The 21473-nt window shown below is 42.1% G+C and carries 23 protein-coding genes; 11 read left to right on the top strand and 12 right to left on the bottom strand.

Annotation, left to right across the window (positions count from 1 at the left end; translation table 11 throughout):
• Positions 1-165: 165 nt before the first annotated feature.
• The 3 genes from ACIFQM_RS24325 to ACIFQM_RS24315 all read right to left on the bottom strand — a co-directional run bounded on the left by ACIFQM_RS24325 (position 166) and on the right by ACIFQM_RS24315 (position 2460).
• A complete protein-coding gene (locus ACIFQM_RS24325) occupies positions 166-822 on the bottom strand; it encodes a hypothetical protein (protein ID WP_430039877.1) in 657 nt (218 codons plus the stop codon).
• A gap of 388 nt (positions 823-1210) precedes the next feature.
• Entirely contained in the window at positions 1211-1627 is a 417-nt protein-coding gene (locus tag ACIFQM_RS24320) for a hypothetical protein (protein WP_430039879.1), read from the bottom strand.
• A gap of 77 nt (positions 1628-1704) precedes the next feature.
• A complete protein-coding gene (locus ACIFQM_RS24315) occupies positions 1705-2460 on the bottom strand; it encodes a DUF6973 domain-containing protein (protein WP_430039881.1) in 756 nt (251 codons plus the stop codon).
• 435 nt (positions 2461-2895) lie between these two features.
• On the opposite strand from ACIFQM_RS24315, the gene ACIFQM_RS24310 reads away from it, so the two are divergent.
• The 3 genes from ACIFQM_RS24310 to ACIFQM_RS24300 all read left to right on the top strand — a co-directional run bounded on the left by ACIFQM_RS24310 (position 2896) and on the right by ACIFQM_RS24300 (position 4893).
• Entirely contained in the window at positions 2896-3291 is a 396-nt protein-coding gene (locus ACIFQM_RS24310; RefSeq protein ID WP_430039883.1) for a hypothetical protein, read from the top strand.
• Positions 3264-3779: a hypothetical protein gene (locus tag ACIFQM_RS24305; protein WP_430039885.1), complete on the top strand. Its 516-nt coding sequence runs from the start codon at positions 3264-3266 to the stop codon at positions 3777-3779. Before ACIFQM_RS24310 ends, ACIFQM_RS24305 begins: the two co-directional genes overlap by 28 nt.
• A gap of 85 nt (positions 3780-3864) precedes the next feature.
• On the top strand, positions 3865-4893 hold the full coding sequence (locus ACIFQM_RS24300) for a hypothetical protein (protein WP_430039887.1): 1029 nt from the start codon (positions 3865-3867) through the stop codon (positions 4891-4893).
• Positions 4894-4941: 48 nt separating this feature from the next.
• Here ACIFQM_RS24300 and ACIFQM_RS24295 read toward each other — a convergent pair whose 3' ends face one another.
• Positions 4942-5283 carry a helix-turn-helix domain-containing protein gene (locus ACIFQM_RS24295; RefSeq protein WP_340959775.1) on the bottom strand — a complete coding sequence of 114 codons (342 nt, stop codon included), beginning with the start codon at positions 5281-5283 and terminating at the stop codon, positions 4942-4944.
• Between the two features lie 231 nt (positions 5284-5514).
• On the opposite strand from ACIFQM_RS24295, the gene ACIFQM_RS24290 reads away from it, so the two are divergent.
• Both ACIFQM_RS24290 and ACIFQM_RS24285 read left to right on the top strand, forming a co-directional pair.
• Positions 5515-5928, top strand: a complete 414-nt coding sequence (locus ACIFQM_RS24290; protein ID WP_430066325.1) for a hypothetical protein — start codon at positions 5515-5517, stop codon at positions 5926-5928.
• A gap of 111 nt (positions 5929-6039) precedes the next feature.
• Positions 6040-6339 carry a hypothetical protein gene (locus ACIFQM_RS24285; RefSeq protein ID WP_430039893.1) on the top strand — a complete coding sequence of 100 codons (300 nt, stop codon included), beginning with the start codon at positions 6040-6042 and terminating at the stop codon, positions 6337-6339.
• A 111-nt stretch (positions 6340-6450) separates the two neighbouring features.
• Here ACIFQM_RS24285 and ACIFQM_RS24280 read toward each other — a convergent pair whose 3' ends face one another.
• Positions 6451-6897 carry a hypothetical protein gene (locus ACIFQM_RS24280; protein ID WP_340959779.1) on the bottom strand — a complete coding sequence of 149 codons (447 nt, stop codon included), beginning with the start codon at positions 6895-6897 and terminating at the stop codon, positions 6451-6453.
• 665 nt (positions 6898-7562) lie between these two features.
• Between ACIFQM_RS24280 and ACIFQM_RS24275 the strand changes: the two genes are divergently transcribed.
• The 6 genes from ACIFQM_RS24275 (at position 7563) to ACIFQM_RS24250 (ending at position 12905) form a co-directional block, all read left to right on the top strand.
• Complete coding sequence (locus ACIFQM_RS24275) at positions 7563-8111, top strand: bifunctional DNA primase/polymerase (RefSeq protein WP_430039894.1); 549 nt, start codon at positions 7563-7565, stop codon at positions 8109-8111.
• Positions 8093-10003, top strand: a complete 1911-nt coding sequence (locus ACIFQM_RS24270) for a DNA primase family protein (protein WP_430039896.1) — start codon at positions 8093-8095, stop codon at positions 10001-10003. The genes ACIFQM_RS24275 and ACIFQM_RS24270 overlap by 19 nt, the downstream gene beginning before the upstream one ends.
• Before the next feature lie 400 nt (positions 10004-10403).
• On the top strand, positions 10404-10853 hold the full coding sequence (locus ACIFQM_RS24265) for a JAB domain-containing protein (RefSeq protein WP_430039898.1): 450 nt from the start codon (positions 10404-10406) through the stop codon (positions 10851-10853).
• Positions 10854-10953: 100 nt separating this feature from the next.
• Positions 10954-11121 carry a hypothetical protein gene (locus ACIFQM_RS24260; RefSeq protein ID WP_192512699.1) on the top strand — a complete coding sequence of 56 codons (168 nt, stop codon included), beginning with the start codon at positions 10954-10956 and terminating at the stop codon, positions 11119-11121.
• Between the two features lie 210 nt (positions 11122-11331).
• Positions 11332-11928 (top strand): recombinase family protein, encoded by a 597-nt coding sequence (locus ACIFQM_RS24255; RefSeq protein ID WP_430039900.1) that lies wholly within the window; start codon positions 11332-11334, stop codon positions 11926-11928.
• Positions 11883-12905, top strand: coding sequence for a recombinase family protein (locus ACIFQM_RS24250; protein ID WP_430066323.1), 1023 nt, complete (start codon positions 11883-11885; stop codon positions 12903-12905). The genes ACIFQM_RS24255 and ACIFQM_RS24250 overlap by 46 nt, the downstream gene beginning before the upstream one ends.
• 174 nt (positions 12906-13079) lie before the next feature.
• Here the strand turns inward: ACIFQM_RS24250 and ACIFQM_RS24245 are convergent, their stop codons facing one another.
• The 7 genes from ACIFQM_RS24245 to ACIFQM_RS24215 form a co-directional block, all read right to left on the bottom strand.
• Complete coding sequence (locus tag ACIFQM_RS24245) at positions 13080-13868, bottom strand: hypothetical protein (RefSeq protein WP_430066321.1); 789 nt, start codon at positions 13866-13868, stop codon at positions 13080-13082.
• Positions 13869-13876: 8 nt separating this feature from the next.
• Positions 13877-14311, bottom strand: coding sequence for a hypothetical protein (locus ACIFQM_RS24240; RefSeq protein WP_430066319.1), 435 nt, complete (start codon positions 14309-14311; stop codon positions 13877-13879).
• A gap of 5 nt (positions 14312-14316) precedes the next feature.
• On the bottom strand, positions 14317-15156 hold the full coding sequence (locus ACIFQM_RS24235) for a ParA family protein (protein ID WP_430066317.1): 840 nt from the start codon (positions 15154-15156) through the stop codon (positions 14317-14319).
• A gap of 201 nt (positions 15157-15357) precedes the next feature.
• Positions 15358-16026 (bottom strand): M15 family metallopeptidase, encoded by a 669-nt coding sequence (locus tag ACIFQM_RS24230; protein WP_430066315.1) that lies wholly within the window; start codon positions 16024-16026, stop codon positions 15358-15360.
• Positions 15995-16429, bottom strand: a complete 435-nt coding sequence (locus ACIFQM_RS24225) for a phage holin family protein (RefSeq protein ID WP_430066313.1) — start codon at positions 16427-16429, stop codon at positions 15995-15997. Before ACIFQM_RS24225 ends, ACIFQM_RS24230 begins: the two co-directional genes overlap by 32 nt.
• A 111-nt stretch (positions 16430-16540) precedes the next feature.
• Entirely contained in the window at positions 16541-21154 is a 4614-nt protein-coding gene (locus tag ACIFQM_RS24220) for an LPD38 domain-containing protein (RefSeq protein WP_430066311.1), read from the bottom strand.
• 9 nt (positions 21155-21163) lie between these two features.
• Positions 21164-21436 carry a transglycosylase SLT domain-containing protein gene (locus ACIFQM_RS24215; RefSeq protein WP_430066327.1) on the bottom strand — a complete coding sequence of 91 codons (273 nt, stop codon included), beginning with the start codon at positions 21434-21436 and terminating at the stop codon, positions 21164-21166.
• Positions 21437-21473: the final 37 nt, after the last annotated feature.

Raw genomic sequence — 21473 nt, 5'->3', positions numbered from 1 at the left:
AATATATGAAGTACCCCAGAACCATCATCCTCTTTGAACCTCAAAAAGCGACGATACCGAAGAAAGCGTCACTCTACGCCAACGTGGTATTGTCGCTATTCTTTTCTATAGAATCGGGGCTAATGCCTTGTCATCATTCAACTTTACTAAAAGGGGAATCTCCCCCTAAAAACATCTTACTTCAACTACCTTATTGTATTTATCAACTGCAAACTGAATTTTTTGGCATAATGTACCTAGAAATCTAAGAGCCAGCCTATCCTTTAATGTTTCATTGAATGCCCAATCATTTACATGAACCGCAAAACTATCCCCATTCACTAGATGTGTTTTTTGCAGAAATATAGCGAAATTAGCTAGTTTTGTATCCGCATCAAGTCTATTTATCTTTTCTAGATCAACTGTAAACCAATTAAGATTACTTATTTCTATGGGAAGATTATTATCATTAAAATGATCCCCAAACATATCATAGGCAACTGGATTAATGTCATTGTCAATACTATTTATAATATTTACAGTACTTTCTTTTATAGACATCAAATTCACTTCAGTAACTATTTTCGAGTATGTTATTATCCGTACATCATTAAAATGCGGAACAATCTGACTCATTACAACCTCATAACATTCATTAGAATGGATGGGGATTTGAAGAAAGGCATTCTTCCCCATAGATAGAGCACTTAAACAGTAGTACTGAGCAACGAATGAAATATCATTGATTGATTCCGTAAAGGCAATTCGGTTAATATCCATCTCCTCAATATTCCTTAACGTCACCAAAGTATCTATTCGACTAGCCTCATTGTACCAGTTCATTAAAGTATCCTCCTTGAACGAGTTCAGACGATAGCACCTATTGTACTATCGTCAGAACTAAAGCCTAATTAATAGTTACTGAACCTGTCGCAAATACGGGAGTGATTGTTGCCCAGCCATCATGAGTAAGAATTTTCCCTTCTAAATATGGATATTATGTATATTACAAACTTGATTACACACAAAATCTTCCCTGGGCCAAAAACTATAAAATAGATCACACACAGTAATTAACACTCCACACCAAAAGACCTTCCTTAGTAAGTGACGTCAGACAGAATACTAAGATTGTAGATATTATAAAAATGGATAAACTATTATCAGACAGCCCGGTGCTTCATGGCTACGATAGTGCTCATTATAGAAGTTGTATAATAGCATACTTCGTTTACTCATTTACATGAATCTTCAAAGCATACTCTGCGGTTCTATCATTAGCCCATGTTGAATAAACAAAAATAATATGATCACCTCTTGTTTCCGGGACAACTATTTTTTTATCTTTCACATCAATTTTTTTAAAATCCTTTTCATTTAAAATTTCATTAGCAGTTACTTCTTTTGGTTCAGAATCGAATACAAGATTTATAGTTGCACCTTTAGATACAGTAACAGCAGGCTTTGGTTGCATGACTTCCCAAGGGCTACCGTACTGAGTCTTCGCACCCCATAAATAGGAAACTAAAACAGTTGGGATTTCCGTATCATCAGACTTTGCGGTCATGCTTGGCAAGGGAGTACTCTTAAAAAGACCACAGCCACTCACTATAAATAAAAAAATAAGTATAGGTAAAACTTTGCGCATTATAAATCCCCTTTCTTATACTAAAGTATAATGGAGACAGTTGATGCGTCTCTGTCTCCATTTTGATTGTATGCTAATTACCGTAAGATTACCATCTCGCCAGCTCTTATTTTCGCGATAACCCTGTTTTGCAAGTCACCATCAGATACAAAAAATTGGCTGTCAGTTAAAACATTCCAGCAGTCTCTTCCTTTCTGATTGTTATGTAAGTCCATATTGGTGTGTTGTCTTCCAGTGAATCCATCAGGAAAAACTTTACTAAAGTAGGCAGCATCTTTATCCTCGTGTGCCGTTGCCATCGCCTGAGCCCAATCTTTGCTGATATATTTACACATTAGAGCGTTCCAAACAGCATGCCGAAAAGCATCTGAAACATCCCCCGAACCACTTCTACCATAATTATTTTTAGTGTACTGGTACGCTTTGTCACGAGCAGATTTAGTGAGGGCGGCATTTACTGGACTGGAAACAGTTAGCGCTTTTTCTGAAGGAGTCAATGATGTCCAGATCTCATATGTTTCATCATAACTTACTGTGAATTTATTCAAATCATCAAAGTGTTGCACAACCTGCTCATTACTTAGTGAAGGATTTTCTTTTTTGAATTCTTCAATGCTTTGGTAGAATGAAATGGCCTCCATATCCTTAGGTAAATCTTTATATAGTTCATCTGTCAGAAAATTCTCAAACGAGATTTCCTTGTTAGAAGAGACTTCGTTTGAAGTAACCCCCTCCTGTTGACCAACTTGATTTACAGAAGAAGCCGTAGCATAAATAGGTGTTACCATACTTACAGAAGCTAATAATGAAATAATTGCGATTCCTTTTTTCACAATAAAATCCTCCTATAGATTATTTTTCTTACAATACGTACATTATCATATATTTTACTATAAATAAACATATATTTTGTAAAAAATATCAAATATGAAAACTTATTGATATGGATTATTATGGTATTTGTATAATGGAAATTACTCAATTACCGTTTTTTTTAGAGATGCAGCATCTATTTGAGCTCTAAAAAGCGATGATCATTGAAACCATCACACATTAACACACTTTTTTAAAATAGATAGGGTAATATAACTACTAGTTTACTTAATAAACAATAAAGAATTGAATGTATAATATTTCCCTTACAGCCGCACCAGTAGGATCATTTTCTAGTTCATACAAAACCGTATTGATACTAAAGGAAAATAAATATTATTACTTTGAAAGGCCCTCTACTGCTGTGGTCTTATCTTCCTCTAGGAGGTTTATCCATGCATATCATCCAAACCCAGCAAGACATCGACTTACTGCAACATTCCCCCCTTCCCCCCACATTCTTAAAACACATCCAGGAATACTTCGCTCAGCTTCGCGACTCATTCCATGACAAAGATGATCCGTATTTCTCCCTCCAGCCTTACGGCCCCATCATCATCCTGGAAACAGGGGATAACCTACACGATCTTAACCTCGTAGGTTTTAGAGGAGAGGACGACGGACTTTTCGGTAGTTGCCCTGAATACGTCGAGTTGTACGACCTCGGCAACACTCAAATCTACAAAATCGCCATCATGAACACCAACGACCACATCATCACTCTGTTTACACAAGTCGGAATTCATCACAAGGAGGCCGAACAATGGCTAAAAGAACAAGCAGAAGTTTAAAGGCAAATGAGGAAAACATACTGAACAAGCTAAAAGAGGTCATTGAATACAACGGGGATATTATCAATGATTCAGAATCGTACGGAAATACCTGGATCATGGCGGTGTCACTTAGATCATTCATCCACAATCAAAAACAGTTTCTACCCGCCTGTTTGGAAGAGCATGAAGTGCTCCATTCCGAACAGGCCTTTTTTGTGCGTGTGATCATCAGAACAACTGATCAGAGTGGAACAAACAGATACGTGGATGGTACGAATCTGTTTGTGACGATAGACCAGGATACTGGAATTGTAGATATTGTAAAAGAGGATGAAGCACTGTCAGATAGCCCTGTATTTCATGGCGGTGAAATTGCAGATGCCTTACGTTGGGTGAATGAGTTAGCCGATCCTTGTTACATCGCGCTAGAAGATCCGTTCCTTACACCGGAACAACGCATTTTGTTCATGCAGAGTGCAAAAGAAGATGATCCCTTCTCCTTGTAAATAATCTTACCAACCAAAAAACGACAGTACGGGCATGTGAATGTCCATACTGTCGCTATTTTCATGTAGAAATGGAGCGAAAGCCATGTCAACGTTAACCTTCACGGAAAAAGAAAAACGCGCCCTCGTTGCTCTCATTCAAGAACAGATAGATACACATCTCTCACGCTTCCCATATGCCAGATATCCTGTATATCCTTTGGAAGAATGGAAGCGTCTTTTGTGTGATCCAGCTACTGTGACGCCAACGATTTTAAAGCAAATACTTGGTTGGACATTCGGAGGCTGGCAGCGGAAAGATATGCCCTCTGCACAAAGTAGTGTAGTTAAAAGCATCATCAAGCTGTGGCCGGAGTTCACAGAAAAGATGCCACCAGAATCCACTGGCATCCTTCAATTTTGGGAAGAGCGGCTGACAGACTGGACAAATGGATTTCAGGCTGTTTCCTTCCTTTTACACCTCATGCGTCCTGACGAATACGAAATCACAGACTCCCATCGCCTTCAAGCGATGTACGAATTGCTTCAAACGATCAATCACCAGGAAAACGACCGTAGTTTGTCACGTTCGTTACTTGACCTTGAAAACTACTCCAGCTTCTTCCGCGCCATTTTACCCAAGCTTCCCTTTGGCGAACACAACCGCATACAACTCGACCGCTTTCTAAAAGCCTACGGCAATCGTCATGCTTACAAAAATGTAGACAGCAGCTACACCACCAGCGAGCCTCACATCTGGCAATTTTCTTGGAGTGACGTCAAAACAGAACACTATGACCTGGAGAAAATCACTTTACGCTCCAATGCAGACGTCCTGTTTGCTTGCCTACTCTCATTGTTGGACGAGCAGCCAGAGGTGGGGCAAAAACTTACCATTGGACAAGTCGTTGAGCTGCTCCCTATGGGTACTGGAGGCATTTGTAATCCCGCCAGCTTTAAATACGCGCTCATTTCCTTGTTTGGTAAACAGAAAGGAAGGGATTACTTCACTACAGGGGATTCCTCAATCCAACAGGCTTTTACAGACCAAGCCAACCAATCAACTCGTGACATGAAGTTCTACAGTAAACACGATAGCGAACAAATAAAGGTTAATCCGAAATATTTAAAATGAATATAATCTTGGAAAAAGGAATCTGTACAAATCGTTTTGAGGAAACAATTAAATTCCTTCAAGTAGTACGTCAATCATTTTTAATACTTTTTTCTGTTCTGAAACCGAGCATCCTCGCAATCTGTTCACTACTAATTCCAAAGTGGTGATCTCTTGGTTTCCTTCTTTGCTTGTAGGCTCAATATAGCGAAAAAATTCACTTAAGGAGACTTCAAGGGCATCTGTCAATTTGGATAACATTTCAATTGAGCAAACCTTCTCTGCTCTTTCCAATTTACCAATATAGCTTTCATTTATACGCGCCAAATGTGCCAGTTCTTCCTGACTCAAGCCACGTTCCTTACGATAATGACGTATGCCTTCTCCAACTTTTTTCATTACTATGCTCACAGTTATCACCCTAAGCCAAACATAAGTGAGGTCATAAAACTGACCAAGGGACTTTAGGGGTTTATTACTTATAATAGTCTCTATAGTGACTTTTTATGGTACAATAGGACCAATTACTTAGGTTTTATTTTCCACCTATTCAATTGGACTATCCAAAGGAGGTTAGGACGTTGTCACACTAAATGCACGATGTGACTCTTTAAACAATAAGAAAGGATGCAAACAGACTTTATGAACTCTATACAAAGAAACGCTGGCCCTTATTTACGTTCAGCAACTTTTCTGTTTCTGTGTATGTTACTACTATTCCTTATCTTGTTAACAGGTTGTTCGAAAGAGGAAAAGAACGAGGAGGATAAAGCTTATTACGATGTTACCTTGATCATCAACAGAGAAGGAGCCTGGGGTGGCGCTTTTCTTGACTATTCGATTTACTTGGATGATGAAGAAATATCAAGTGTTTCTAATGGCTCCACTAAACAATATGTCCTCTCACTTGCAGAAGGAAAACATACTATTTATCTGAAGTGGGGAATAGTTTCCAGTGACAAAATTGACTTTACTGTGAGCAAGGAATCACTCGGATTTTTCTTTTCTGCCAAAACTAAAAGTACATGGGGAATCGACCTTTGGAGAAATGACTAAGCACCTAACAATATGTAGCCGCTATTAAGTTAACTTGAAAATCCTTTACTTTAAAAAGCGTCAAATTACTAATTCTACTCGCTAAATACTAAAAAGGATGGTTCGTACACAATGGAAGATTTCATACTCATCGGAGCGCTCATTCTCGGCTTTATTATTTTTCGAATCATGAATCGAATCTTCACGATTGGATATTGGGGATTCAAAGGAGTTTTAATGTTTTACGGGGGTTGCTGTGTCGCTGCTTACATCATCCTCATGGCAGGTGCTGCTCTCTTTTCAAACTATTACGTTTGGATCATTGCGGTGATTGTAGTCGCACTCATTTTTTGGCTGGTGAAACGGAACCGTGTAAAAAAAGAGCAAGATAACGTTTCAGAGTCTGAACGCAATAATAACAATCAATACTAACTAACATTAATTTTATTCAGACCGTCCTCTTTAGGTCGGTCTTTTCAACTTGCACATCTAACCTGGTCCTATGTCTTTGTTTATTTAACCACATAGGACCAAAATAAAGGCTTAGTCAGTACTATTTATTAATTTCTGAAGGCGTTCCTTCATTCTAGTTCTCCTTGTACTATTTTTCACGACTACTTGCAACATATTTTCTCCGGGTATACACCCCAATACGCTACTCGGATATTTTTCCTCAATCATTTTACCTAGCAAAGCTGCCGATCCAGGCTTTGTTTGAACATAAAAGCTAACATGATTTTTAGGTACATCCACAATAAGGCCCTTCCAAAGTGTTTTATAAAAAGCCTCACTTTCTCGCTCTTCTTCACTCTGCCCCGTGTAATAACCATCTTCTTTAGTAATACCCAGGTTTTGTAACTCCCTACTAAGAGTAGCCTGAGATATTTTAATTTTTTTTTCAGATGCCAGTTTGTCTTTCAATTCTGTTTGGGTCTGGATTTTATTATTGTTAATAATGTCTTCAATTGCTTCCTCGATTTTCGTTTTCATAGTGCACCTCAAATTTTTTTATTTGAAATAAATAAGTATAATGGTAGATTATGCATGGATATTTTGGATTCTAAATCCAGTAAGTGAATGCTTTTATGGGTTTTTATGGGCTTTCAAGCAACAAAAATGCTTTTAAAATACTGAATAACATTCATAGCCCCGAAACCGTTGTCCTACCTGGGAAAATTCTCAGGAAACTCTTCTCCTCTCTATCCTTCCTTTTTATATATTCATAATACGAATAAAATACTTTATTTTCAAGAATAACTATGAATATTTTTTCTGGAAATCGGAAATTCCATATCCCTTCATTTACGAATATCCCTTGATTAACAGCCCCTTTACAAGCAAAAATCCTTGTTATATGATCACTTGGCAGCTCTTTGAAAGTTGAATATTACTTGATTATTATATTACGATATCAACTTCGAAATATTATCACGCATCATTTTTACTTTCCCTAATGCGTGGGAGCATGGAGTGGATAAATGACAGAAAGGTAAACAAGGAAAACCAGTAGATTGTTTGTATTTCCTTATCTCTGGTTGCTATGTTCACCAGATAAGTTTACATCCCGCCCTACATGTTCCGCCTTTGCAGGAAAGTCTTTTGAGAAGTAGAGCAACACTGATGCGTATTTTCACTTACTTTGAGGAGGAAACAGTATGAACACTGCAAAAGGTCAGAACCAATACGCTCAGGAAATTCGAAAGTACTTTTACAAATACGCTGACATGGGCTTGCCTGTCATTCCGCTTTGCCCTCACGATCACGAAGGAATGTCTGAAAGACATAAAGTAACGTGCAGTCACCCTGGAAAAGCCCCTTTTTTCAAGGGATGGCAAGAGGCTGTACCACCATCCAAAGCCAAAATTGACTGTTGGCTATCCAAATATAAGTCATGTAACATCGGATTGGTGCTAGGTGGAGACAGTGGCATCATCGGCATTGACGTAGATGGAGAGAAGGGTTTTGACATCCTAGAGCGCCTTTCCCAAGGGAATGTACCTTCTACATGGCAATTTAGTACCCCAGGCGGAGGAATGAGGTACTTGTACAAAATCCCTGAGGGATCGTCGTTCACTGGTTGGGTAGAGCGACACCCGACGGAGTCACATTGCGAAGTAAACGTGTTGGGAAGTGGACGTCAGACCGTTCTTCCCCCATCCATTCATACAAACGGAGGTCAATACCAATGGATCATCGAACCCTAAAGGCCAGTGCATTGCTGGCAGAAGCACCTTCTTGGATTTTTCAATGTCCTACCCGGGTGCCGACCAACAAAAACACGTTTGCATCTGTACAAACCAACGTACAAGGGAGCCTGAAAACCTTGCACGATCGTTGCCCCCGTTTTACCCAGGACTACGCTACCCAGCAACAACAGGGCCTGGATGAAGAAACCTGGTTTAAGTGGGTACAGTTACTCTCAGAGGAATTAGCCTTGGAGTTTTCGGCGCTTTCGGATAAACACGACACACATAGTCAGAATCGCATTCGTCAATTACAACTGAACAAGAAGCCGCCTACGCGCTGCCGCACGTTTGGCTGTGATGAACAACAAATCGCCACTTGCTTTCAACACCGTGTACGTAAAAATGAGGAGGGAATCATCGTGAATAGTCCTGCTAAAATGTTAAGCCAACCTAAAACCAAAAAAAGTACTCGTGCTAATCCCTACATGTCCGAAACGACCAAACTGAAGTCTGTGCACAATATGGGTCCGAAAGACGTTGGCTTTACCTTAGATAATAACAATAAGCCAACACGTTTAAACCCTAACCTGTTTTCAGAATTCATCCATCGTCATTACCTCAAAACTATTTTTGTAGCTCCTGAGCAACGCTACTATGTTTACAAATCTGGGGTGTGGCAGGATCAACTCCCAGATGTACTAAAAAGGAATGCACGAAAAATTCTTCACACTTGGGCTCCTCATTTCTGGCGTTCTAAAATCGAAGCGGAGTACATGACTGCCTTGACACGTGATTGCACACTGGAACATTCAATGGACAGCGAGCGCGATTATATTAACCTGAGAAACGGGATGCTTGACCTACGCAACTTCAAGTTAGAGGAGCATGATCCTACGTTCTATTCCAGTGTACAGGTTCCCATTGACTATGAACCTGAAGCTCCCTGTCCGAATTTTGAAGCCTTTTTGAAGGACATTTTTGATCACGACCAGGAACGTATTGACCTCATTGCAGAAATCTTTGGCTACTGTCTTACCACATCCACCCAAGCTGAACAAGTCTTTCTTTTTTACGGAAAAGGGTCTAACGGGAAGTCCGTGCTCGTTCATGTGCTAAAAAGCCTGATTGGAGAACGTAATACATCGGCTCTCTCTTTAAATGACCTAGAAAAACCTTTTGCCCGTTCCGAGATGATCAACAAACTGGTCAATATTACGACGGAAAATGAAGTTGGCAGTAAAGGGATTGAAACAAGCTACCTAAAGGCCATTGCTTCCGGTGATCCCGTTCGTATTGAAGAAAAATTTAAACAAGGGTACATGCAGGAACTATTTTGTAAGCTTATTTTCGCAACAAACAACCTGCCCTACTCCAAGGATAAAAGCTACGGACTAATCCGTAAAATGACCATGGTTCCCTTTGAAAAAACGTATACGGACGCTCAGAAAGATCCGGATTTGAAAGTAAAACTGATGAAGGAAGGCTCAGGTATTTTGAACTTTGCGTTAGAAGGATTGAAGCGTTTACGTAAACACTCATACCTTTTTACAAAGTCGAAAAAGGTACAGCAACTGGCTAACCAGTACAGCCAAATGATTAATCCAATTCAAGTGTTTGTTGAGGATATGATTGAGACTAAACCTGAGAGTAAGCTGCTTAACAAGGATTTAAAAGCTGGTTTTTTAAGCTGGTGTCAGCGTGAAGGCCATAACGGTCTGTCCAACATCAGTAATCAGCAACTGACGGGTAAAGTGAAAGAAGTTTTGAAGGAGCAAGGAATTGTATTTGAAACGGATAAGTCTGGCGGGGAACGCTTAATCAGAGGCATTTGCCTGAAAACCGCCCCTAAGCCTTCTTGGATGAATAGCACTCAGATCCAAGTCGTTGATAACATTGAAGACTTGGATTAAACGGTAGCAAGAGGCATTGTGGGGCAGTCAGGGGCGAGGATGTGACAGATACATCGAAGGTACGCCACATCTCAATTCCTTGCCTGGTAAGGGATTTGGAAAAAGAGGGGCGCTTGTGGCTTCTTTTTCCTCCCCCTGACAAATTTTTTAATCCTTCAATATCTAAAAATAAAAAGAGTAGTTTCCCAGAAAAAGGGTCACAAACGCCACGACACCTAAAAAAGCCAGCCCTGCAAAGAAAAAGGCTAGTGGCACAGGCTTTCACAAACGTCCCTTTCGGGTCGCTCTAGCGCCACCACCTGAACAGGTAATTCGTTTCAACTCCTCTTTCAAACAGACATTATATCTTTGTAGTCCTGACCACAAGACTACATCACAACCTGTTTGAAGGAGGAACACCATGAAACAAACCGCTAAACGTGTACAGGTACTGCACTTGCACACCATTCGAGAAAAATCCCTGCTCTTTGCAGATCGGGTGGTTCACAGGCCCGAGGATACCGTTTGCCTTTTCCGGGAGTTCATCGGGGACTGTGATCGGGAGGCCTTTTGTGTCCTAACCCTGAACACCAAGAACCAGCCCATGGCCTTACAGTTGGTTTCACTGGGTACACTCAGCTCGTCCTTGTTACACCCGAGGGAGACGTTTAAACTAGCAGTGCTGTCCAACGCTGCGTCCATCATTGCCTGTCATAATCATCCTTCTGGCAAGCCAGATCCTTCTACGGAAGATCTGGACATGACCAAGCGGCTTCAACAAAGCGGTGTTATTTTAGGCATTGAACTGCTGGATCACATCATTTTGGGCGATGACTCGTTTGTCAGCCTCAAGCAAAGGGGGCTCATGTAATGAATCAAGCCATACTCACGTTGATCGTCGCTGCTGCTCAGTTGGCATTCGAGATCATCGCCCAATCTAAAAAAAGATAAGTAAAGGGGTTTTTGTCCTCATGCCAAGACATTATTTAACTCGTATTTCCAGACACAAGCTAAAGCAGTTCTGTACAGATCCCGATGCTTCATCCTGGATGTCCGCCGATCAGGTACGGGAAACGACAACTTCATACTACCAACCCGCTGTTGAAATGCTAGATATCATTTTAAAGCGAAAACGATAGGCTCACAGTTACGTTCCTGAAGATACCTGAGCGGTAGACTTTTCAGAACGCAAACACATTCACACACTTTAATGATTTAACGCTTTTATGTATTTCATATTTCTGTGGCCTCTCCTTTTACAGAGGGGCTGCTTTTTCCCTCAGATTCACCTTCTTTTATAAATTCATCACCATCATCATTCGCCTACATCGAAAGGGGTAACTATACTAATGACCATTCAACGCGCCGTAGCTTACGCTCGCTTTTCCAGTGATAATCAACGGGATGAATCCATTGACGCTCAGGTTCGAGCCATTGAAGCCTACTGCAAACAAAAAGGCTTTGAACTCGTTAAAATCTATATCGACCGCGCCAAAAGTGCGACCTCCGACAAACGACCACAGTTTCAGCAGATGATTGCCGACAGTGAAAATGGCCTTTTTGATGTGCTCATCGTTCATAAGCTGGATCGTTTTAGCCGGGATAAATACGACAGTGCTAAATACAAACGCAAACTGAAATTGAACGGTATTAAACTGTACAGCGTCACCGAAAACCTAGATGGCTCTCCCGAAAGTATCATTATGGAAACTTTGCTGGAAGGTATGGCTGAGTACTATTCCAAAAACTTGGCCCGTGAGGTCATGAAGGGAATGAAAGAAACAGCATACCAATGTAAACATACAGGCGGCTTACCTCCCATCGGCTATGCTGTAGATCCTGAACAAAAAAGTACATCATTAATGAAGAGGAACGCGGCATCGTCGAAACTGTTTTTTCTATGTTCCTCGCTGGTCACGGGTACAATCAGATCATTCGGGAACTGACGGAGCAAAGTTACAAATCCCGTTACGGTAAACCCATCAGCAAAGGCACCTTGGGTACGATTCTTCGCAATGAAAAGTACACAGGCACCTACATCTTCAACCTCACTGACAGCAAGGATGCGGCTGGTAAGCGAAACGGCAATCGACATAAAAATAGTGAAGATGTAATTCGTGTCGAAGGTGGTATGCCACAACTTGTAACCAAGGAAGATTTTCAGAAGGCACAGGATAAGATGAATCAAAACAAGCGCCAGCCTGGCGCTTACAAGGCAAAAGAAATGTACCTGCTTAGTGGACTCATTGTTTGTGGGGAATGTTTAAAAAAGGTAGGTATTCAGTATGCCATGATGGGCAATACCAAGTACAGCGGCAGAAGCAAGCTGAAATATGTTACTTACCGTTGCGGCAACCGTGACCGAACAAAGGCATGTAAAAATCCTGAGCTGCGCCGGGAGTACATTGAAGCCTATGTGCTGGCCCAGCTTCAGGAGAAGATTTTTAATGATGAAGCGATTCCTGTCCTGGCCAAACAGCTTAATGAGTACCAGAAGTCCAAGCAAACGAGCGTCAAAGCCGATCAACAACGCCTGATCAAGAGTCTGGAAGGTGTAGAGCGCCAGATTGATAACATTGTAAATGCAGTGGCTGGCGGTCTTAACAACCCTGCCATTCTTGAAAAGTTGTCCTCATTGGAACAGCAAAAAATTGAGCTAGAAACGAAACTTCTTGAGGCTCAGCAAGTAAAAGAAAAAGCAGCCATCACAGAGGATGCTCTGCGACAACTGCTTTCTGGCTTTCAGGACCACATCACCAGCCGGAACCTTCCTGAGATCAAGAAGTTCATCGGCAGCTATGTAGAAAAGGTGATCGTCTACAAGGAACACGTAGAAGTCATCTTTAAGCTACAAGTTGTGGATTTGATCGATGGAGGCGAACTTACACTATTAAAAACCCTGCGAACCGAGTATAAAAAGTAGGTTCACGAATATTACAGAGCCCTTTTTATTGTAGAATCCCAAGCGTTTGGTATTAAAACAAAAAAGTCCTGTTAACCTTAATTGATTGGCAAGACTTTTTTAATTATATTTTGATTTCAGAAAATAAAATCTTGGTAGGGACTCTACTATGTCTTTCGCAAGTACCAGATTTAATCAAGGGGTTGGGTGGATTCCCTTTTCATACTCACTGTCAATATCGTCAAGAATTGGTGTACTCCCTAATGTATAAGAAAACTCCGTTATATCTCTTTTAGAAAAAACGACCCCTTCATCGCCTAATTGTAAGGAGAAGTTATAGAATGCAATTATAATTAAATTAACTACATTTTCCATATCATTTATATATTTCGAGCTTTTTTCCTTATTGTTCTCCACATAATCAATAAGGAATCTATGTGGTGTAAAGTTCTCTCTCTTATTAACATGCACATTACCTGATAAGGTAGAGTAGATACTGTTTAAGTCCTTGTAGATTACCCCCACAGATTTCCCACTGTAGAAATCAGTTACAAAGTTTGTTAGTTTCCTGACACCGTGAGTTTGCTGCAATGCTTTTAATTTTTGCAGACTAGGAGTTGATCTGAATACACTTATTCTTTTGTTATTCCTATACTCTATAAAATGCTCTACTGCCAAACTTAACCTAAAAAAGGATTCAATACCTGAACGCAAAATTTGTTTAGAGGCATTAACATAACCCGCATTACATAAATCCAAGCACACAATAAGGTTATTTTTGCACTCGTAATAAAAGTCACCTATAAAACTTCTTGGATTTAATCTATCTAGAGCTGAGGCAATAGTTGTTATCATATATATTTTCTCATATATATATTTTATCTGATCAGATAAAACAGTATCCGTTAAATAAATTCGAGAGCGAATGAATTCAAGATAACGTTGATAATCCTTATCCTGCTCACTCACCTGTTCCACGCTCATTAATAGCCTCACTCCTTAGATTCAATAACTGATCTCCAGTCACTTATAACTTTAGGGTTAGTTTTATTTTTAGATTTTGTTTTCTTGGTTACAGACTTTAGATCATCATCGTCAGATGTTATACCTACATTTAATTCTGGATGGGCTATCATGAATCCCTGTATGGTTTTCTCAAGTTTTATGAAGTAATCTAAATCCTCTAATTTCGAGTTTCTTAGATCTTTTATTAAGCGAGCATATAAGGCTGGACGCGAATCGAACAAATAGTCTTTGTAATCTTGAGTTAATATCTCATTTGTGAAATGTTTTAAGTCTTTGTTGTGAGAAAAATATTTTTTTTCAAGAATAATTTCACTCAGCAAGGGAATACTTAGAAAAAGAAGCTTTTCAATATTTGTTTTATCTTTAACATTGAGTTCTAAAAATTCTTGAATATACTTCAAATCCCTCACCTCACTTGCATAGATTTTTCAACAAATTCCACACAAAGTCTCATTATTTCATCTCTTGTAGAACCCATGTCATACATTAAACTGGATACTTTTCCAGTTCTAATTCTTTCAAATTCATTAATAACATTAGTAAATGTGGGGTCACTTTCAAATGACTCTTGTATAGCTATCCTACCTTGCTTCTCTTTATGTAGAGTAAAAATTATTCCCAGATTTGATATGCTGTGTCCTTTTAAAGCAAAGTCTTTACCCATTACTCTATTAAGTAAAGAAAAACCCAGAGTTGAAAACACATCCGGTGCAATAGGAACAACATAATGGTGACTAGCAAGCAATGCAGCTTGCGAATAGATTGAGTATGTAGCAGGAGTATCTATTAATATAAAGTCCAGATTGTAATTTGGTATAATTTGCTCTTGAATATAAGAACTTAATATTTTCTCTGCTCCTCTTCTGCTTGACTCATAATCAATAAGCTCTAAGTCTCCGGGTATAATGTAGAGGCTAGATTCGGTTTCTGTATGGGTATGTAATTTTAGAATAACATCCTTATGAGAATGCTCTGTGGCGCCTTGAACAATCCCTGCTCCTGAAGAACCCATTACTACGTTCGCAATAGTTCTCCTCTGCTTGCGAATTGTTTCATATTCATCAATACTTCTGTACTTTGTAAACAATGCTTGTGTCGCATTAAATTGGGGATCCATATCTATTAACAAGACATTCTTGTTTAATCCTCTTACTAGCGTATCAGCAATATTTATAGCTGTAGTGGTTTTTCCCACCCCACCCTTCATATTAATGAATGAAACACATTTAGGCCCAGTAATCATCATTTTCCCCCCGTATTGATAACATTGCTATAAGTTTAAACTATCGCAACTAAACTATGCAATAAGATGATTTTAGTTATATGGTAAAAGAAAGCCTTCTTTTACAACAAAAAAAGCACCACCAGCGTTACGCTGACAGTGCCTTCACCGATGCTTTCGGATTATATAGAAAGTATACAACGTTTGGTTTATTCTGTAAATATATTATTTTTTAACTGTAGTCGTATTGGTCTTACTGTTCCATTCCACTGTAGCCCCTAGCGCCTCTCCTACGTCTCGCAGCGGTACATATGTCTTTCCGTCGATTAAAACATTCGCAATACTCTTGCTGTTCACGATCACCTTCGCCACCTGTTCATCATCCTTCCCAATTTTACTTAACACTGAATCAATTTGAGCCTGTGTAGGCCGTTTGCCAGCCCTGTATTGTGCCGTAGACAGTCCAAAGACCATTTGGAAGTGAGGCATATCTACAATAGATTTAAAGTCTCCACCCCACTCAAAACCCAAATCCTTAGCGATGGCCACAACCTGCATCCAGTCGGCCTTATGATCGGCGTTGCCGTCCCGTTTGGTATCCCAGCTTACGGATCTTCCATCCGGCAGCAGTAAAGCAAAGTCCACAGCCACGCCAAAATTATGATAACTCGTCCCGCCCTTGGCGTTCGTTACCTTTGGCCCCGACTTCGTTCTGCCCTGCGCGTAAAGCTCATTTTGCTCCGCTATGGTACGCAATCCCTGTGTTATGACGATAGGTATGCCCAAAGAAAAAGAGCGCTCTATAAGACGCTCCGTGGCTGTACATACGACAGGTAAAAGACCTTGGAGGCGTGCAGCAGATTTACTCTTTACCAACTCCAGTGTTATTGCCATTACCGTTCCCCCCTTTGCCTTTCAACACCTCGACCGCCTGGCGGATCACAGGCGGGATAGGTGCGCCAAGCCTGCCGCCGTTTTCAATTATCGACAACAGCTCATTCGCCATGTAAAAATAGGCCGCTGCGTCCCGGAACAAATGAGAGTCACCAAGCACACCATCTACCAAGTGCGCCACAGCGACCATTGCGAAAATAAACACCTTACGGGCCACCCCAATAAGGCCGACCTTACTTTTAAGACCACCTTCTGCTGCCGCAGCTGCACACCCTGTAACATAATCTATAGCAACAAATACCAGCAACGCACCCAATACGCCAGACCACCCACCGAAAAAATAAGCTGCTGCACCACTCCCAGCAGCAGTAAACCATTTGAATACCAAGTCCAATCTATCCATGTCTTCCTCCATACCTGCTCAGGAAAATCCTGGCCTGTCAAAATTATTTGAACAACAAAAAGAGCACGTCATATAACGCGCCCTGAATCGCCTTCTTACAACCAAAGGAGATTATCTTTTAAGTGGTACGCCAGCTTCTTCCATTCGCTGATTAATGTCGATGTAAATTTCATTAATCTGTTTTTGAATTTCTCGTTGGCTTGCAGCTCGTTCAGTCAAGGTAAGGGATGCATCATTACCTAGTGCTCGTTTCTGATTAGTAAGATCGGACAGGCGAATTGAAATAGACCCTTTCGCCCTGGAAGTAACCATTTTACGAAGGTCTTCACTGTACCACGTTGGAATTTGACTTTTACCGTCTGCAATATCCGCAGCGGCCTGTTGTAACTTTGTCTTGCCATCATAGAAATCTGTGGAAAGAGTATTCGTGAACTGCGGGTCCAGAATGTAGTTTTTAAGCAAAGTGTTTCTGACATTACCTGAACCTTGCTGACTGGTCAAAGGTAACAATAGCCGCGCCGGATCTCCGCCGTATGCCCGGATCAGATAATCTACCTTCTTAGGTGACATGTTTAAAACCTCTCCCAATTTGATAGCCACACTTGAAGTCCTCTCATCGTATCGGTTGACAGGAGAGTTGGCTTCAAACGACTTCGACTCAATGGGACGGCCAGCATAGTCGCGATTGGACATAACCGCTACAGCTGGAGCCAGCACCGTTGAATTAAGAGTACCGGACAATCCTTGTTCAAACCCGCCCCCTTGAGTAATAGGCTGGAGCGCACCGGATACCAATGGCGGTACATAGGCGTTCACTACTGCGTCTGCCGCACCCTTAAATGCCCGGGGATTATCGTTATTCACCTTCTCCAAAGTGTCCACGAACAGGCCGCCAATAGCCCCATACTCCTGCGGCAATGGAATCTTAGTGAACGTACCGTCATCGTTCTTACCTACGTACAAGCTTCGGTATTTGTCACGTGCAGGAATGATCTGATAGTCCGGGTCATCGTGGAATTTTGAATACTCAATCAGCTTCGGAACCAGCACCGTCACGCTCACCATGCCAATTGTTTTTAAAGGGTGATCTTTGACCTGCGAAAAGAATTTACGTGCGCCCTGAACGGCTGCATTTTGATAAGGAATCAGCTTCTCAAGATTTTGAGATTGTGCGCCGCGTCGGCTGAAATTGGTTGTGATTTCTCTGGCTTCCCGCATAGCATTACGGATATTATCCGGAGTTCGCTCACCACCTAAACGCCGAAGCTCACCTTTATACGCCGCCATCCGGTTAAGGTTCTCTGTGATATCAGCAACTTTATGCAAGGCGCGGAATGGAGACGCTGCGACCTTGCCTGCCCCTTTAACGATACCTTTAGGAGAAAGAAACGGATCACGATCAAGAGCGCGAACGCCCTTACGTAAAGGCTTTTCTCCCCGCAATGCTGCCGAATACTCTCCGCCTGCACGACGAAACTCTTGCGACAAAGCCCTGATAGCCTCCAACCCCGGTGTGCCCTTGGGAAGCGTGTCTGCCACAGAACTGATAACCGCGTGCCCAAGGTCTGTAAGATGGCTGATCGGATTTTTAGATTGGATCATGGCCTGTGTAACATCCATCGTGAAGCCTTTAATAGAAAACACAGGAGCCAGTGCCCCGGTAGCGCCATACTTGGTGGCATCACTTAGCTTACCGAAAACGTCCAACACAAGATTAGATTGTTCGGCCCCCATACCAGCCAGCGCCTTAACAGCTTCCGGGTCTTTGATTTTAAGGTAAACAGGCTCACCCTTAAACATGGCACGCACAACGTTGTCTTCGTCCAGACGTTGACGGTTAAACAATTTGTCAAAGTCTTCATTCAACATCTGAACATAATCCACTTCATCACCTTCAGAAAGAAGCTGTTTGAGTGACCTTTGCCCGGCTGGTTTCTGTACAATCTCCATCGTACCCGTATACAATTCCGGGTCTTTACGAACAGCATCCACCAGCGTCTGCATAACACGGTTACGCATTGCAGCGTTTACCCATGCCCCTGTAGCTTCGATAGCTGATCGGCGTGGATCTACTATGTTGCGAACAGAACCTGTAGGACTGACCTCTTTGATAGGAGCTTTCTGCCCTGAAAAGGCATTGGTCTGTTTCATCGCAAACGGACTGGCGAACTTCTCTGATGTTGTAAACTGTCGGCGCATGGAGGTGTAATGAGGGTTTCGCTCTCTCAACGCCTTGAATGCTGCTTCCGACAATAATCCTTCTTCAACACCATAAGTTTTCAGCATATTTTCATTGAAATTGTCCCACTCAGACGCAATGTTTTTAAACTCAGGAAACCGCTGATCATAACTTCTGATCTGCTTTTCCACTTTTTCAGTAGTCATATTCAAGTTTTTGGCATATACCCTTTCACCACGCTCCATACGTGTTGCCGCATGACGCAAGACGAGATAATCAAGAAACTTCGGTGTTTGCCCTCGGGCTACTTTACTGAAAATATCGTTCAAGCTGGAACCAATAACTTCGCCTTGGGGATTCACGAATTTATCATTTGCAATAGCGTTGGCAATGTTATTCGCCCGATTAGCGTCAATGGACTGGTCATAAGCTTTAGGACTGAGCTTTTTAAGAGGCGAGCGCGCGTCAACCATATTCTGATGAAAAGCGCGTGCTGCCGCCTGCGCTTCAGCCTTGGTCCCTTGAACATCTCGCCGTAACGGATTACCCACAATCTGATCCGCAGTAGTAAGAGGGTTTCGACTGATACGCTTGTTGCTTCCAAACATAGATATGCCCACACCTTGGTTGCCAAATAGATTAGTAAACCAGTTTTGTCGCATTGGAGTCAGTTCTTCAATTTGTGCCGGCACTGCGGCATTCGGTTCAACAAGCGGTGTCGGAGCTTCAACATCAGGAACTGTTTCCGTTTTAGCAGCTGCCGCTTCGGCGTTTTTCGCATCTATTCTAGCCTGGCGGTTTTTAAGATACTTAGGAACAGACGGATCAGTCATCGGATCAAAATTCTTTTGCGTATTAACCGACGATTCATTTACCCGTGGTCTTACAGGCCCTTTGCGCTGGGGGTTGATATCTCTCAACCTTTCTGAAACAAGCGGTTGATCGGTTATACGCAGTGCCGGGTCAACTTCTCTAACGCCTGTGCGCAGATTATCAAGGGCAGATGTATAAGCCGCTACTTGTTCGTCATATCCAGATTCCTGCCGCCATGACGGCACCTCTCCAGCTTCGTCGCGGAAACCATTATCAATTCGTTCACGCGCCAAAGCGTATAGGTCTTTGTTGCTTGGAGCTTTACCGTTTGCCCGGTAGAACTCCTGATACCAAAGAGGATTCTGAGACGTGCGTCCTGTACGGCCAATAACCTCACCTTCAGGAGTGCGTTGAAGCTGACCTTGCGACACCCCGCCACGATTGTCACGCGACTGCTTGAGGTATTTATACTCATCAATGACACGCTGACCATATTGGCTTTCAAGCTCCTGCAACCTAGCATTAATCTGCTGAATCTCTCCACGCCCTTCAGCAGCGTTCGCAGTAGCACGACGAGTCTGTGGCGATCCCTCCGGCAAATCGAACGTAAACGGATTAGCAATTGCTTCGTCCCCTGCTTGCTGGACAGATCGGGATGTAGCTGCGTTAATGCGAGCATCCTTTCTGCCGACCGGAAGGCTGAGTATTTCGGATACTTCACTGTCAGGGATGCCATTTTTCTTAAACAACACACGCCAGCCAGCTCCGACACCTCTGGCCACTACTTCCCCACCAGCTCCGAACGCTGCACCCATAGCGGCATTGTGAAGCATTTCCTCACCTGTAGACTGATCCAAGTTAAGACCATAGGCTGTATTGCCGATGGCTCCTGTTGCCGCTCCAGTAGCAATGCCGCGAGTAACACGATCAGCAGCGGCAGGTGTAACACCTGGTAATTTAGCAGCCTGTCGGCTAATCGCATTCACAGCAGCATTCCCCGCCCGTGTAGCAAGCGCACCTTCTGCCGCAGCCATCGGACCAGTCAGCAGATTTTGGCCTTTAACCCCCGGTGCAGCAGGGTTAAAGGCCAATCCAGCAAAACCGCCTACTGTACCTGCTATGTCCGCTACCTTATCAGCGGTAGCGTTACCTGTAGTGACGTTGTAGTATGGACGATCACCGATTACCATACCACCACCTGTGCTAATACTTCTGTTTATAAAATTACCCGTATCTGTATTGGACATGAGACCCGTACCCCATTCGGCAAGAGGCTGGATCGGCTTTAGATACGGGTTTTTGTTAACCGTGTTTTGGATCTCTTCCATACGCTGTTCATATTCGGTTAAAGGTTTGATCGTTTGCCCCGTAGCCTGCTTGAAGGTTTGTATAGCTTTTGGACTACCCTGTGTCGCCTGAGCAAAAGTAGAATTTTCAATAAAACCAGGTCCGATACGTAACGGATCAGGAAGCTTTGCCCTTTCCGCAGATCGGGCCTGAGTTTGACGTTGCATTTCCTGCGCGGCTTTATTTAAAAAATCGAGGCCCAATTCTGGCGTGAACACATCCGACAACTCGACTTTATTCGCTTGATTATTTCGAAATTGGTCTGATCGACTGGTACGCGACTGCGTATTTTGTTGAGAACGAAGTGTGCCGTTTAAAGCACTCTCTCTAATTTCTGATGCACGTTTACGCTGGTTCTGTACAAATTGTTCGTGCCGGGATGCCATCTAATCACCTCAATACCATTTATTTTTATCCCAAAATGCGAGAGCCTTTTCAGGTGTACCATAACGAGACTTAATATATTTGAGTCCTGCAACTGATTGTTGGTAAGGATCATTCCAGTTTGTAATGCCTTGGCCGTACCCTTTACGAGTACCGTCCAAGAACTGAAATAACCCCTTAGCTGTGGACTTTGGATTTTTCGCATTTGAATTAAAACTAGATTCTCGCGCTACTAGTTCTTCTACTGCTCTCCGCCAGTTGGCCGGATACCCACCATCGGAAATTGCCTGAGATATGGCACTAGTACAGCATCAGTCTTTA

The sequence above is a fragment of the Paenibacillus sp. NRS-1782 genome, assembly GCF_050467685.1.
Classification (GTDB): Bacteria; Bacillota; Bacilli; order Paenibacillales; family Paenibacillaceae; genus Paenibacillus; species Paenibacillus terrae_A.
The sequence above is the reverse complement of the archived record's forward strand: the minus strand, read 5'-3'. Positions and strand labels throughout refer to the sequence as shown.